The sequence below is a fragment of the Halomonas sp. CH40 genome (genome assembly GCA_041875495.1).
Classification (GTDB): Bacteria; Pseudomonadota; Gammaproteobacteria; order Pseudomonadales; family Halomonadaceae; genus Vreelandella.
In genome coordinates this window covers 1,583,543-1,598,494 of record CP112982.1, presented here as the reverse complement: position 1 = coordinate 1,598,494, position 14,952 = coordinate 1,583,543, and the positions used below count along the sequence as shown (strand labels likewise).

Sequence of the window (14,952 nt, the reverse complement as noted above, 5' to 3'; positions counted from 1 at the left end):
AAACCATCGCTGCCGTTGAAAATATTAATTGGCGACCTCACTCGATTTAGCTACATTCTTATTCTGCGAAGGTTATTACGTCTTAACAATGATGCTATTGGTTGATTGTTGAGACGGTATGCCCAATGACTTTTGTAAAAGCCACAAGGAAGGCCATAGTGGTTTTTGATAATTTCCAGGAGGACAAAAATAACAACGTCTTGGCTATAAAAAAGCCATCTCTGGAGTTACAAGATGTCAAATAACAAGCACGAAAACACGCTTCTCACCAACTTGGATAGCGCTACTTCGAAAATATCCAAAGCCTCTACAACACGCCGCAATTTTCTCAAGACAGCCGCTGTCGGCTCCGCTGCAGCGGTTGCTGCTCCCTGGGTAGGTAATGTCCAGGCGCAGCAGGGCATCCGTATCCGTATGCAGTCTTCCTGGCAACCCGGCACCGTGGGTTATCGTACCTTTGAAGCCTGGGCCAACGGCGTTGTTGAAGCCACCAGTGGTGAAGTATCGATTGAGCCTTTCCCGGCTGGCGCTGTCGCCGGTGCCTTTGAAGTGGCCGATGCAGTTCGAAACGGCGTACTGGATGGACAGAACTGGTTTACCGTTTACTGGCCTGGCAAGATGCCTGCCGGTGTATTCCTGACGGCTTTCCCAATGGGGCTTTCGCTTCCCCACCAATGGGACATGATGTTCGGCGCCTATGGCGGCATGGATATCGCCAAGGATCTTTACCGTCGCCAGGGCCAGGAGCTACTCGGCTACGTCCACCACGACCTGAACCTGATCCACTCCAAGATTCCGCTACGCAGCTTTGATGACTTCAAGGGAATAAAACTACGTATGCCAGGTGGCATCGTGGCTGAAACCTTTGCCGAAATTGGCGCGCGGACAACTCTGCTGCCGGGTTCAGAGGTTTATCCTGCGCTGGAAAAAGGCACCATTGATGCCGCTGACTTTACCGGTGCGGCAGTCAACTACGAACTGGGCTTCTGGCAAGTGGCCGACTACATCATCATGGGGCCGCCTTCTACGCCCTGCCTGCACCAGGCCGTCGACCTTATGGATATTTCGGTCAACCGACGCACCTTTGAGCGAATGTCATCACAGACCCAAGACCTGATGCACGATCTGGTCGCTGCCTATTCTCGCGAACACTATGCTGCCATCCAGAAGGCTAATGCAGAAGCCTGGCCAAAATATCGCGAAAAAGGTGTTGAAATTATCCACTTGACCGAAGAAGACGCGACCCGTTTCCGTGAAGTGGCCATTCCTCTGTGGTTCAAGTGGGCCAACAAAGATGCCGATGCTACTCGTCTGTTCAAGGCACACCTTAACACCATGATGGATCCTGCCGTGGCCTTGATCACTGAAGAAGATATCAAGGACTATCAGCTCAACCTGTAAACCTTGAATCACTGCGCTACGTCGCCCGCAGGGCGTAGCGCCTTCACTGCTTGCCTCTGTCTTAATCGATCATCCGCTGTCAGCCTGTCACGGTTGCCAACGCGGAGGAGTGTCCGATGAATTTCGAGATAAATTTTGTCTTACCCCACTGGCTATACTGGTCGGTGCTCGGCTTGCTGCCATTGGTGGTGATGTTTTTCGTTAATCGCAGCTTTCGTCTTGGCGGCAAAGTTGATGGAGGTGATGTCGCCGAGATACCTGCTGGCCAGGAAGTTACGGCAACTTACCACCCTCCCGGCAACCTGTTCACCCGGCTGGCTGATGGGGTTTCTGGTTTTGCTGGCCGCTATGTCGCCTACTGGGCATTAATCGCTCCCTTCATATTTGCTTATGAAGTACTTGTCCGCTATGCCTTCAACTCACCGACTAACTGGGTGCATGAATCAATGACCCTGATGTTCGGCATGCAGTACCTGCTGGCAGGCGCCTATGCCTTGCGAGAAGGCGGCCATGTAAGAGTCGATATTCTTTATACCCGCGCCAAACCCGTCAATAAAGCAGCACTGGATATCATGACATCGGTGTTTTTCTTTATTTTCACCCTGGCCCTGCTAACCACCGGTTGGACTTTCTTTTCACAGGCGGTCAGTGATGCCTATTTCTTTGGTTCCAGCTACTCCAATGAAACCTCCTTTACGGAATGGGCTATTCAATTCTATCCGGTCAAATTCATGATGTTCTTCGGCGGCTTGTTGCTTCTGCTCCAAGGCATCGCTCAGTTAGTACGCGATATTCAGGCGTACCGCCATGAGCGCCAGGCAACGCCCAATAACCTAGCCGGGTTTGCCAAGGCACTCATTTGGCTGGCTATCGTTGTCGGCGGCTGGACACTTTTCGAAATCGCCAACATTGTGTTGACCGACTACGACAGCCTGCCGTTCAGCCTGGAAAACAGCCTAGGGCAAGTTGGTATTGGTGGCTTGACCCTGGTGATGTTCGGTTCCCTGATGGTGGTATTGGTAGCGGGTTTACCGCTGGCCTTTGTTACCGGTGGCCTGGGCGTGGTCTTCCTTTATCTGGTGGGCGACCAGAATATGCTCAACCTGATCCCGTCACGCATCTTCCCGATGATGACCAATTACCAGCTATCGGCGATTCCACTGTTCATATTCATGGCCTCGGTGCTCGAAAAGGCGGGGATCATTGAAGAGCTGTTTGACGTTGTTTATAAGTGGATGGGTGGGCTCAAGGCCGGCCTGGCCATCGCCACCATCATTGCCTCAACCCTGTTGGCCGCCATGGTCGGTGTTATTGGTGCCGCCGTGGTGACCATGGGCCTGATTGCCCTGCCCGCCATGCTCAAACGTAACTATGATCCGGAAATTGCCATTGGTTCGATCATGGCAGGCGGCACTCTGGGTATTCTGATTCCACCGTCAATTCTAGCCATTATCTATGGCGTTATCGCCCAGCAATCAGTCGGTGAGCTCTATCTTGGCTCGCTGATTCCTGGCCTGATGCTGGCGTTCATGTACGGGTTCTATTGCTGGATGCGCGGCACATTGAATATCAAGATGGCACCGCCCATGCCAGTAGAAGACCGCGTGGACATGAAAGAAAAGCTGCGCCTGTTGCGCAATATGCTCGCCCCTATCGTGCTGGTCGTGTTGGTATTGGGTATTATCTTTACGGGTATCGCTACCCCGGTTGAAGCAGCAGGTATCGGGACCTTTGGCGCCCTGATCGTCGCCGCCATGCACAGACGCCTGACCTGGGCCAATCTGCATGCGGCCTGCATGACGACGCTGGTTGCCTCCGCCATGGTGATGTGGATCATCTTTGGCGCCAGCATCTTCGTTGGCTTCTACATCCTGCAGGGTGGCCAGACCTTTGTTCAGGACCTGATTGCCGGGGCAGGCCTTGGCCCTTATGCCGTACTGGCCTTAATGATGGTGCTGCTGGTAGCGCTTGGTATGTTTCTTGATTGGGTGGGTATCCTGCTGCTCGCGGTGCCTATCTTTGTGCCCTTGATCAAAGGCATGACCTTTAGCGGTGTGTTTGGCCTACCCGGCGTTGACCCAGCGGATGTATCGCTGTGGTTCGGGGTAATCTATCTGGTCAACATGCAGATGTCTTTCCTCAGCCCGCCGTTTGGCTATGCCCTGTTCTATATCAAAGGGGTCTGTCCACCGCATATCACCATGGCACAGATATTCCGTTCATCACTGCCGTTTTTGGCGCTGCAGGCTCTGGGGCTATTGCTGGTAATCATGTTCCCAGCCTTAGTCACCTGGCTGCCTAACCTAGCTTACGGCTAACCAGAGCATCTGTTAAACCACTGCCCGCCATCGTCGCTTCAACGGTGGCGGGCAGCGATTTTATCAGGGCAACAGAATGGTTGAACCCGTCGTCTGGCGCGACTGCAGGGCTTCCTGCGCTTTGCCAGCCTCGCTGAGCGGGTAACGCTGGGCAATATCGATACTGACCTGACCACTGTTCAGCATGGCAAAGAAATCCTCACACATCATTTCCAGGCGTTCACGGGTATCAGCATAGCCGTTAAGGCTGGGGCGAGTGACAAACAGAGCGCCTTTCTGATTCAGAATACCAATATTGACGCCTTCCACCGGCCCGGACGCATTGCCAAAGCTGACCATCAACCCACGTGGTTTAAGGCAGTCCAGCGAGGTCTCCCAAGTGTCCTTACCAATCGAGTCATAAACCACATCACACATGGCCCCGTCGGTCAGTTCACGCACGCGCCCAACCACATCTTCCGTGCTGTAGTTGATGGTTGCCCAGGCACCGTTTTTCTCCGCCAGAGCTGCTTTTTCCGCTGTGCTGACCGTACCAATCAGCTTGACGCCCAAGGCACGCGCCCACTGGCAGGCAATCGAGCCCACCCCACCGGCAGCAGCATGAAACAGGATGGTCTCACCGCCTTTTAACGGATAGGTCTGGCGCAGCAGATACTGAACGGTCAACCCTTTGAGCATACTCGCCGCCGCGGTTTCAAAATCAACGCCGTCTGGCAGGATCACTACCTTGTCGGCTGGCAGCGTATGCTGCTCGGCATAGGCACCCAAGGGCCCCTGGGCATAGGCGACGCGATCACCCTCCTTGAGATGGGTGACGCCTTCACCCACAGCCTCAACCACACCGGCACCTTCCGTGCCCAGCCCTGAAGGCATCGAAGGCGCCGGATACAGGCCAGTGCGAAAGTAGATATCAATAAAATTAAGGCCCACAGCCTTGTTACAGACACGCACTTCACCTGGCCCCGGCGCCTTGGGTGCCGCCTCAACCATCTGCAACACCTCGGCGCCACCTGTTTCAGCAAACTCAATTCGCTGGCTCATTGATACCTCTCTATATATGACGATTTTTGTGGTTTATCGGCTAATAACTTACCAGAAATTAACAAAGAAAACGTTGTGCAGGGATGAAGCTTTTTGAAGACTCACTATCTTCTGGCTGTCATCTTGCTGTGCTAGTCTCGGTAGCCATCATTTTCTGGATCTTCGAGTCTGTCATGACACCCATTTCCGCAAGCGCTGACCTAAAACATCCTGCTATACAGCTCCCTCGCCTGATTGCTCATCGTGGCTATTCTGCGGCGGCGCCTGAAAATACCCTGGCAGCGGTGCGCGCTGCCCATGCAGCGGGTGCTCGCTGGGTCGAACTGGATGTTCAGTTACTGGGCGATGGAACAGCCGTGATCTGGCACGATGGCGATATCGCCCGCTGCTCGGATGGGCGCGGTGATCTGAAGAGTCTGGATTGGACGCAAGCCCAGAAGCTGGACGTGGGGGGATGGTTCAATGATGACTTTTCAGGTGAACGTATGGCCAGCCTGTCGGCCATGCTTGATCTGCTGAACGCGTTGGAAATGGGTGTCAATATGGAGTTGAAGGTCAACAAGGGGCATGACCCACGCCTGCTGGTAGAGACCTGCCTGCCGCTTATGTTGGCTGAACTGCCTTCAGAACGACTGCTTATTTCATCGTTCAATCAGCAGGCCCTGCAAGCCTGCCGGGAACAGGCAGACGCCCAGACACTGGCATTAGGCATTCTCTGCGACGCTCTGCCAACTGACTGGCAGGCTCAATGTCAACGCCTGCAAGCCTTCAGCCTTCATCCATCATGGTATCGCCTGAAGCGCGCTCAGGCTGAAGCCATCAAACAGGCGGGCTATGCGTTACTCTGTTATACCGTCAATGACCCCAGCGCCTTTGCACCTTACTGGCACTGGGGAGTCGATAGTGCCATTACTGATCAACCCCTAGAGTTCCAGCGCTATCTGGATAATCGCATAGGCTAACTGTCTAGCAAAAATAATCTAGAAGGTGCCGAGCTTCTTGTCGTCCTGTACACCTGACATACGCACCAGGGCCAGTGCTTCATCGAGGCTTTCTACCTCTTCAACCCTCAAAAGCTCACTGTTGAGCGAAACTGGCTGGCCTGCTTTCTGAGACAGCAAATTTTCCAGCGCCTGGGTATCGGTGGCATCTTCAAGGCGCTGAACGTCCAGGCTGGACGAATGAGTTCCCGGCAGATAAATGGTGCCATTGGAAAAGTCCACCGCATAAGCGATCACACCGGGCACCAGGAAGAATAGCAGGCCAACGCCATTGGCAACCGCCACGATAGGGTCGATCTCGCCGCTGATTTGCCCTTTACGTTCAGGATAGAAGATAGTGCCACAGCCGGTCAGCGCGACCACACAGATGGCAACCACGGCGCCTTTCAACCAAGGAGTTAAACGCTCACCGTGTATACAACGCCCACCTGAATGCTTGCTAACAGCTGAATTTTTCATTATCGGTTAACCTCAAAAACACAAAATTTGACATCAGAATCACGGATGCCATCTATAAGAAAAGTAGTCATGGATATTACCATGCAGGGCAGCATGAAGAACAACCAAAACCCAAGCCACCCAAACTTATCAGCCGCTGACGTTTTGCCGCTATCAACGCTTCGCCGTACAATACCGATATCAAAACATAATCTGCGATTTCACTAGCAACACCTCCTGATTGTAAGGCAGCAGGCTCAGAGACTGTTATTCTGTTGCTCTTCATCTAACTGACTCAATATCAAGGGAATACCCACCTCATGCGCGCCAGCCAACTACTGATTGCCACGCTTAAAGAAACGCCCGCCGATGCCGAAGTTATCAGCCACCAGCTGATGCTGCGGGCCGGGATGATTCGCCGCCTGACATCCGGGCTTTACACCTGGCTGCCGCTGGGCCTGCGCACCCTGCGCAAGGTAGAAACCATCGTGCGTGAAGAAATGAACCGTGCAGGCGCACAGGAAGTGCTGATGCCAGCGGTTCAACCAGCAGAACTGTGGCAGGAATCCGGCCGCTGGGAGCAATACGGCCCGGAACTTTTGCGCCTCAAGGATCGCCACGAACGCGACTATTGCGTGGGCCCGACCCATGAAGAGGTCATCACCGACCTGGTACGCAGGGAAATTGCCAGCTATAAGCAGTTGCCGGTCAACTTTTATCAGATCCAGACCAAATTCCGTGATGAAATCCGTCCGCGCTTTGGGGTCATGCGCTCGCGTGAATTCATCATGAAGGATGCCTACTCCTTCCACCTGGATGAAGCGTCGCTGCAGGACACCTACCAGGCCATGTACGACGCCTACACGCGTATCTTCACGCGCCTGGGACTGGATTTCCGCCCGGTGATTGCGGATAACGGTTCGATTGGCGGCACCGGCTCCCATGAATTCCACGTACTGGCAGATTCCGGCGAGGATGACATCGTCTTCTCCACAGGCTCTGACTATGCCGCCAATATGGAAAAAGCCGAAGCCCTGCCTGCGCCCCTCAACAGCCCACAGGAACGCCCGGCCCCAAGCCAGGAAATGACCCTGGTTGACACCCCTAATGCCAAAACCATTGCCACCCTGGTCGAACAGCACAACCTGCCTATCGAAAAAACCATCAAGACCCTGATGGTTCACGCAGCGGAAGGCGGCCTGATTGCCTTGCTGGTGCGCGGCGACCATGAACTGAATGAAGTCAAAGCGGAGAATCACCCCCGGGTGGCTACCCCGCTGACCATGGCCAATGAAGAAGAAATTCGTGCCGTTGTCGGTGCAGGCCCTGGCTCACTGGGTCCGGTCGGGCTCGAAATGCCGATTATTATCGACCGCAGTGTGGCTCTGATGAGCGATTTCGGCGCCGGTGCCAATACGGATGGCAAGCACTACTTCGGCATTAACTGGGAGCGTGATGCGCCTCTGCCGGAAGTCGCCGACCTGCGCAACGTGGTGGAAGGTGACCCCTCACCAGACGGCCAGGGCACCCTGGCGATCAAGCGCGGCATTGAAGTGGGCCATGTCTTCCAGCTGGGCCAGAAGTACTCCAAGGCCATGAATGCCAACGTGCTGGGCGATAACGGCAAGACCAGCCACCCCTGGATGGGCTGCTACGGAATCGGCATCACCCGGGTGGTCGCTGCGGCCATTGAACAGAACCACGATGCCTCCGGGATTATCTGGCCCAATGCCATTGCTCCTTTCCAGGTGGCGCTGGTGCCCATGAACGCCCATAAATCACAGCGGATACGGGAAGAATCCGAACGCCTCTATCAGACGCTCAGCGCCGCCGGGCTGGATGTTTTGCTGGATGACCGCGACACCCGCCCAGGCGTCAAGTTTGCTGATCTGGAGCTGATGGGCGTTCCTCATCGCCTGGTGATTGGTGACCGCGGCCTGGACAAGGGTGAGCTGGAATACAAGGGCCGCCGCGACAGCGATGTCACCATGATTGCGGCCGACAGCGTGGTTGATTTTCTGCGTGATAAGGCCGGGCTCAGTTAATTATCGCGCTACCCCGTCGCGCCGCCGCCTCTGGCAGACGGCGGCGCGCTCGGTAGCCCTTATCAGGGTAGCCCTCAGGATGGATATTGGGTTGGCCCTGAAGATGCCTCGGCTAGCGGCCTGGCTGGTAATCGGCTGGCTTTTCAGCCCTGTTGCACTGGCCAGCGCCGAGCAGGCCCTGGTGCCTACCTTTGAGGCAGCGTCTCAGGCAACCTCACCAGCCAATTCACAACAACAGCGCTGGGAAAAAAAGATGTCACCCCGGCTTGCCCGCTTTGTCTCATCAGCGGATCTACACGCTTTGATTTTGCAGCGTGTCTATCAGGAAGCCTCGCTGGCGGGGCTTCCTCCTTCGCTAATATTGGCACTGATTGAAGTCGAGAGTGCTTTCAGGGCAGATGCCGTATCGTCAGCCGGCGCGGTTGGGCTGATGCAGATCATGCCATTCTGGATTGAGGAGCTTGGCCTTGCCGCCGACAATCTCAAGGATCCCGCCAGAAACCTGCGCTACGGCTGCACGATTCTGGCCCATTATCTGGCGGTCGAAAACGGCGACTTCACCCGCGCCCTGGCGCGCTATAACGGTAGCCTTGGCAAGACCTGGTACCCGGAACGCGTGATGCGCGCCTGGCAACGAAACTGGCGCTAACCCTTGCTCTCATCAACGACTCATTGTTCTAATCAACGACGCGCCAACTATCTCGCCCTGCGGCTTTCACGTCGTAGAGGGCATGATCGGCGTTCTGATAAATCTGTGAATAAGCGCTTTGACCCGCGCAAAAACGGGTAGCGCCGATACTCAGCGTCACCGCTTTATGCTGAGGATGGGAGGGATGCGGCAAGGCCGCATGCCTCACCTGACTCACCAGCTGATCACAAAATGCTTCCAGCTCTGCTCGGCTTTGACAGGGAAGAAGCGCTGCAAATTCATCGCCTCCCAGACGATATAGCCTTGCTTCTACCTTAAAGGCATTCGCCATCAGTGAGGTAAGGGTCAACAATAGCTTGTCTCCCTGAGGGTGCCCCAGAGTGTCGTTGTACTGCTTGAAGAAATCTACATCAATCAGGATCAACCCCAGTGAAGTTCCCTGCAAGGCCGCTAAATCCTCATTCAGCGCACTGCGGTTACCTACTCCCGTCAGCGGGTCATGTAAGGCGCGCTGAATCCAGGCCAGTGTCTCGCGGGTGGCTTTTTCAACTTTTCTCAGCTGGCGCTCGTGCATCCACCAGAACAGCAACCCCACCAGGAAAATTACCAGACTAATAGAGGTCACCAGCTGGTTATGGCTGCGAGTGCTGTCAGCAAAACGATTGATTGCTTCGCCGCGCCGATCAAGCTGATCCTTTTCTATTTCAGTGAGACACTTGACGGGGCGATGCAGTTGACGAGCCGCCTCCAGATTGCTTATCAACTGTGCTGAAATCGCCTGTGACAAGGTATCCAATAACCGCAGGCTTTCCTGCGTGCAAGCGTACTCATGGTAAACCGATACATCAAACAACCCATAAGCAAGGTCAAGCTTGGTTAACATAGGCGATCCGCCAGCCGCTGACGCGCCGCTAACATCTTCTGACAGTATCTCAGCCTGAATATCCTGAAGGTACTCACGGGAACGGGTGGCTAACTGCTGACCCGTCAGGTTACCCGTCTGGCTGAAGTAGGCCTGTATCTCCGGATAGACCCAGCGTGATTCATAGACAATCACCAGCATCAAGGCAAGAAAGCTCATCAGGCTTAACGACAGCCAGCTGAGATAGCGCTTGAACCATTTAGGCTTATGACGAGCTTGCCGGTTAAGTGAATGAAAGGGCGACTTTTCAGCGGAAGATGGCTTAGGTGGCGTTACCATACTGCCTCAATGCTACGGATCATCCAGATCCAGTCATTGAACTCGCGCAGATTTTCTGTATCACGATCACCGTAATCACGTTCAACCAGACGCAAGGGCCCACGTTCACGCAAGCTGATTGGCGCGCCCTCTTCATGAGTGACCAGATACCAATTAGGGTCATCCCAGCCACTCAGCGTCACCTGGTAATCATCCCAGGCGGTAAAACGCAGGGCAGGCGGAACTTCATCAAAATGCAGCGCCAGAAAGTCACGAAACATAACGCCCTGCATGTTAACTTGATGCCCTTGGTAAGGGTCATAAAGTTCAAAATGCTGACGCGGCAGAACCGAACCAATGGTATCGATAGGGATATCCAGAACTTTATCGTTATCAAGCAGTGTTACTGAGGACTGGGCAGCTACGTTACAGGCCACCACCAGACTGCTGATTGCCAATAACACCCTCAATACTTGCTGCCTGTTTTCTGCCCGGCTGGTCCACATCGCATGCATCCAGTTAAGTATCGTGAATTATTTCATTAAATTTTACATTCATTGGGTTGAAAACTGAAATAAAAAAAGCCGACCCAAACGGGCCGGCGACTGGAAGTTTACTAACCAAGTAAACATCCTCCCCTGACAACTGGTGCTAATCAAAAACGCTGTTCGCTATCACTACATCCTACGCTTCAAGCCTTTAAAGCATTCACTAATGGCTGATGCCATGAGGCTGTGAATGAGTAGAAACCTTTGTGTGGCTGTTCTTCTTACGACGGTGGTCGCGAACGATAAATGCAACCCAACCGACCATGAATACAACCGCAAGCACCACGGTGACCAAACCAAAGATGATAGTATCGTCCCAGTACATAACGACTCTCCCCGCCGTGAAGTAATGAGACAACCATAGCCGCGAATGGCACAACATAAACTGACATGGATCAATTTTACGCTGTAGGGCCACGCTTAGCGGCGCTATTTTTGACGTACATCAGTTTTTCAAAGCACTTTGCGGTCTTCCACCTTGCTGTGATCGGTTCCCGGCGGCAGCGGATGCCCCTTGGCCAGCTCAGCGCGGGTTGCATCACGCACATCAAGAATTTTGACCTTGTAGCGCAAAGTTCTGCCCGCCAGCGGGTGGTTGGTATCCACCGTTACCTGATCACCCTCAAGGGCTACCACAGTGACAATCTGCGGCCCGGCTTCGCCTTCGGTCTGAAAACGGCTGCCAATTTCAAGCTCCGCGTTGCCAAAGGAGTTGCGGCTAACCTCCTGCACCAGGGCTTCATTGCGAATGCCATAGGCATCTGCTGGCATCAAGGTAACGCTCAACTCGCTACCGGCTGTCTGCCCTTCCAGCGCCTGCTCCAGGCCAGGCACGATATTATTGTGGCCATGCAAATATTCCAGCGGCTGCTGACGAGCCTCGGAATCATCCAACACCTGCTTTTCTCCGTCATGCTGAACATCACTAAGCACGTAATGCAGGGTGACAACCTGATGCGCGGCAATCGACATGGAAAACTCCTCTCCGGTAAGCTATTGGCTTTAAAACATCGGGCGTAGTGTATCACCCGCCCTTGATTGTCGTCTTTCTGGAGCTACACCCTATGCCCACCCCAACGCCGCAACGCAGCTGGCGGGACGCCTTTGCTGTGTACTGGCATGCGCCGGTTATTACCATGCTGTTTCTGGGGTTTTCTGCCGGTCTGCCCTTTCTGCTGGTATTTTCCACCCTTTCTGCCTGGCTACGCAGCGATGGCGTTGAAGTCGCGGCGATTGGTTTCTTTGCCTGGGTAGGCATGCTCTATTCGATCAAGTTTTTCTGGGCGCCGATTGTCGACCGCTTAGCCCTGCCGGTACTTACGCGCAGCTTTGGCCAGCGGCGCGGCTGGATGCTGTTGGCCCAGGCCATGATGGTCGCCGGGCTGGTAGGGCTTGCCAGTCTGGAACCTCAGGGAAATCTGGTTTGGGTCGCGGTCTTCGCGCTGCTGGTCGCCTTTGGTTCCGCCACCCAGGATATTGCCATTGATGCGTTTCGGATCGAATCTGCCGATGACGATATCCAGGCGGCCATGGCGTCTACCTATATTATTGGTTACCGGGGCGGCTTGATGGCCGCGGGCGCCGGGGCACTGTTTGTGGCCGCCGCTACCTCATGGAATATCGCCTATCTGTGCATGGCGGCGTTAGTCGGTGTAGGGGTCATTACGGTGCTGCTGCGCCCTGAACCAGCGCGCAATTCATTGACCATTCAACTTGCCCACGAACCCAAAGTCCGTGCCTTTTTACGCGCCAGCCGCGGCAAGCCTCGCTGGCTACGGCGCCTGGGCGCCTGGAGCATTGGTGCGATCATCTGCCCGTTCAGCGATTTCTTCCGCCGCTATGGTATGAAGGCACTCTGGGTGCTGGTGTTTATCGGCGTCTTCCGGATCAGCGATCTGGCCATGGCTTCCATGGCCAATCCTCTGTATATCGATCTGGGCTTTTCCCTGGCCACCATCGCTAACGTTACCAATATTTTTGGCATTGCCATGAGCGTGACCGGCGGCATTCTGGGCGGGCTTCTGGTAGCCCGCTACGGTATTGGGCCGCTGCTGATTCTGGGGGCTGTTATGGTCATGCTGACCAACCTGCTGTTTGCCCTACTGGCAATGATAGGCAACCAACTCCCCATGTTGGTTGTGACGATTGTCGGCGATAACCTGGCCAACGGTTTGGCCAGCGCGGTCTTTATCGCGTTTTTATCAAGCCTGACATCAAGAGCCTACACCGCGACGCAGTACGCGCTGTTTTCATCACTGATGACGCTGCCAGGCAAGTTCATCAGTGGCTTTGGCGGCATCATGGTGACCTCACAGGGCTATGCCAGCTTTTTTGTGGCGGCAGCACTGCTTGGGTTACCCGCCGTTGCTTTGGCCATCTGGGTCAGCCGTGACAAGCAGCTGGTTCCAGCCCCTAAGGTTGTAAGCACTTAACGATATGATGACAGCCACGCCAGCGCACCCGGTGTGGCGCGCCATTGGTCACGCATCAGGGTGCGATATTGCCAGGCTTCGCCACGGGTACCGGGGTCAATATTGCCATCCCAGCTAGGTTTCATCGGGCGCGGGTTATCGGCCCCCAACAGCTCAATGGCGTGGCGATTATAGCGTTGGATGTCTTCCAATATGCTGGCCGCCTCTTGGTAATGTTCCAGGCGGAAGTGGGCCAGAGCGCGTCCAAACAGAATATTCAGCGCCATGGAGCCATCGTCACGGTGCTCTTCCAGCAGCTTCAGGGCATCAGCGTTGCGGTCATCGCGCAGCAGCTGGTCGAGCACCAGTTCCAGCAACCCAAGGCTGTCTTCGCGGTTCACCAGCAGCATCTTTTCTGCCAGTTGACGCGAGTGCTGGCGTGCACCACGCTCCATCCCCACCACCAGCGCCAGGCCGGTGCGCAGCAAAATAGCGTTATCCGCATCGTCCCAGCACAGGTTGCCATCACCGGCGGCGCGCGCCTGATCCAGCCAGCGATCGAGACGCAGCGCCAGCGGCTCCAGTAGGCTGGGCGCCATCCACGGCAAGCTGCCAAAGCGGCTGGTCAGGGCAAGGGCCAGATCCTGCACCACTTGGGGTGAATCCAGCCACTCCGGATGGGCACATAGCGCTGACATCCAACCCACGGCGTTATCCCAAGGGTCGTCAACAAAGCCTAAGGCAATATCGGTATCGACCATGACCTGGAACTCAGCGTGCCAGGTTGCAAACAGGGTCGCCTCACGGGCACTGACGTGATAATCAAGACGCTCCCCCCGCGCACGAATATCCAGCTTGGGCGCGGTCGTCAACGCCGCCAGCAGCGACTGCAGGGCCACCAGCGGCGTCGCCAGATCGTCTTCGGCACTGAGCAGCTGATCCGCCAGGGTCGCCCCTGGGTTTTCCGCCAGCGCGGCCAGAAAATCCAGCTGATCTTCGTCCAGTTCTCCCTTGCGTACCAGACGCCGATACCAGAAATCCGCGCGAGCCTTGGCTTCCTCTTCATGGCCTTCATGCAGCAGTAGCATGGCCTCTATATACGCCAGCGTTGGTGAATCCGGCAGCGCCTGCTGGGCGCGCACAAAAGCCGCGCGGGCGCTGTCCAGGTCATCGCCATCCAGGTATGTCAGGCACAAGCGCTCCAGGGCAACGCCGCGCAGGAACATGGGGCCGCGCTCCAGCACTTCATCCAGCAGGTCAGCGCGTTTGCGGTTAAAGCCGCGCTCCTGGTAGATATCCAACAGGATTTCAAAGGCCGGCTCGGCCTGTTCAGGCAGACGGGTCCAGTCGCTGCCATCAAACAGGGATTCCAGAATCTGCATGGCGCGCCCACTCTGGCCACTTTCGGCGGCAATCAAGCCGGCTTCCAGCAGTGACTGTGCCGGGGCCTTACCGCTGGCCAGCGCCGCTTTAAGGGTAGCGCCTTTCCATTCACGCAGGGACAACATCCACATCATCTGCGGCGGAATATCAGTGGGGAACTCAACTTGAGAGCAGCAGTGCTTGAACTTGCGGCCAGAATCACACCAGCACGGCTCATTACGCCCTGGCGTTGCCAAGGGTTGGGAAGAAAAATCCAGGCGTTCCAGAGGCGTCTGCGACCACACGATAGGTGCCAATGCCTGAGCCTGGGTGGCATCACCGCCAAAATAGTCGCCGCCGTGGGCGCGTACCCAGGTCATGAAATCGGGATAATGCTCATTCTGCCTGATAGCCGAGAGTGCCCCAGAGGCAAACCCCAGCAATTGCTCAACCCATACCGCCAGCATTGGCGTCTCCACTACAGTGATGAAAAGCGCCCTAGTCTAGCATGACCAGGGTGACTGTCGCAGACAGGATTGGCCGCTAACAACGGCCCTG

The 14,952-nt window shown here is 55.3% G+C and carries 13 protein-coding genes; 6 read left to right on the top strand and 7 right to left on the bottom strand.

What is annotated here, in order from left to right:
- The first annotated feature begins 234 nt into the window (after window positions 1-234).
- On the top strand, window positions 235-1,401 hold the full coding sequence (gene dctP, locus OR573_07320) for a TRAP transporter substrate-binding protein DctP (GenBank protein ID XGA81428.1): 1,167 nt from the start codon (window positions 235-237) through the stop codon (window positions 1,399-1,401).
- 116 nt (window positions 1,402-1,517) lie between these two features.
- Window positions 1,518-3,719: a TRAP transporter large permease subunit gene (locus OR573_07315; GenBank protein XGA81427.1), complete on the top strand. Its 2,202-nt coding sequence runs from the start codon at window positions 1,518-1,520 to the stop codon at window positions 3,717-3,719.
- A 63-nt stretch (window positions 3,720-3,782) separates the two neighbouring features.
- Here OR573_07315 and OR573_07310 read toward each other — a convergent pair whose 3' ends face one another.
- The gene (locus tag OR573_07310) at window positions 3,783-4,760 is read right to left on the bottom strand and encodes an NADPH:quinone reductase (protein XGA81426.1); all 978 of its coding nucleotides are present in this window, start codon (window positions 4,758-4,760) and stop codon (window positions 3,783-3,785) included.
- A 173-nt stretch (window positions 4,761-4,933) separates the two neighbouring features.
- Here OR573_07310 and OR573_07305 point away from each other — a divergent pair, with 173 nt between their 5' ends.
- On the top strand, window positions 4,934-5,722 hold the full coding sequence (locus tag OR573_07305) for a glycerophosphodiester phosphodiesterase family protein (protein ID XGA81425.1): 789 nt from the start codon (window positions 4,934-4,936) through the stop codon (window positions 5,720-5,722).
- A gap of 18 nt (window positions 5,723-5,740) precedes the next feature.
- Here the strand turns inward: OR573_07305 and OR573_07300 are convergent, their stop codons facing one another.
- On the bottom strand, window positions 5,741-6,178 hold the full coding sequence (locus OR573_07300) for a hypothetical protein (GenBank protein XGA81688.1): 438 nt from the start codon (window positions 6,176-6,178) through the stop codon (window positions 5,741-5,743).
- Window positions 6,179-6,519: 341 nt separating this feature from the next.
- Here OR573_07300 and OR573_07295 point away from each other — a divergent pair, with 341 nt between their 5' ends.
- On the top strand, window positions 6,520-8,244 hold the full coding sequence (locus tag OR573_07295) for a proline--tRNA ligase (GenBank protein XGA81424.1): 1,725 nt from the start codon (window positions 6,520-6,522) through the stop codon (window positions 8,242-8,244).
- Between the two features lie 79 nt (window positions 8,245-8,323).
- Window positions 8,324-8,893: a transglycosylase SLT domain-containing protein gene (locus OR573_07290; GenBank protein XGA81423.1), complete on the top strand. Its 570-nt coding sequence runs from the start codon at window positions 8,324-8,326 to the stop codon at window positions 8,891-8,893.
- Between the two features lie 28 nt (window positions 8,894-8,921).
- Here OR573_07290 and OR573_07285 read toward each other — a convergent pair whose 3' ends face one another.
- The 4 genes from OR573_07285 to OR573_07270 all read right to left on the bottom strand — a co-directional run bounded on the left by OR573_07285 (window position 8,922) and on the right by OR573_07270 (window position 11,593).
- Window positions 8,922-10,094 carry a GGDEF domain-containing protein gene (locus OR573_07285; GenBank protein XGA81422.1) on the bottom strand — a complete coding sequence of 391 codons (1,173 nt, stop codon included), beginning with the start codon at window positions 10,092-10,094 and terminating at the stop codon, window positions 8,922-8,924.
- Window positions 10,088-10,531: a hypothetical protein gene (locus OR573_07280; protein XGA81421.1), complete on the bottom strand. Its 444-nt coding sequence runs from the start codon at window positions 10,529-10,531 to the stop codon at window positions 10,088-10,090. The genes OR573_07285 and OR573_07280 overlap by 7 nt, the downstream gene beginning before the upstream one ends.
- A gap of 253 nt (window positions 10,532-10,784) precedes the next feature.
- Complete coding sequence (locus OR573_07275; GenBank protein XGA81420.1) at window positions 10,785-10,946, bottom strand: hypothetical protein; 162 nt, start codon at window positions 10,944-10,946, stop codon at window positions 10,785-10,787.
- 128 nt (window positions 10,947-11,074) lie between these two features.
- On the bottom strand, window positions 11,075-11,593 hold the full coding sequence (locus OR573_07270) for a peptidylprolyl isomerase (GenBank protein XGA81419.1): 519 nt from the start codon (window positions 11,591-11,593) through the stop codon (window positions 11,075-11,077).
- Window positions 11,594-11,685: 92 nt separating this feature from the next.
- Between OR573_07270 and OR573_07265 the strand changes: the two genes are divergently transcribed.
- On the top strand, window positions 11,686-13,053 hold the full coding sequence (locus tag OR573_07265) for an MFS transporter (protein ID XGA81418.1): 1,368 nt from the start codon (window positions 11,686-11,688) through the stop codon (window positions 13,051-13,053).
- Here the strand turns inward: OR573_07265 and OR573_07260 are convergent.
- A complete protein-coding gene (locus OR573_07260) occupies window positions 13,050-14,861 on the bottom strand; it encodes an SEC-C domain-containing protein (GenBank protein XGA81417.1) in 1,812 nt (603 codons plus the stop codon). The two genes, OR573_07265 and OR573_07260, sit on opposite strands and share 4 nt — an antisense overlap.
- Between the last annotated feature and the right edge of the window lie 91 nt (window positions 14,862-14,952).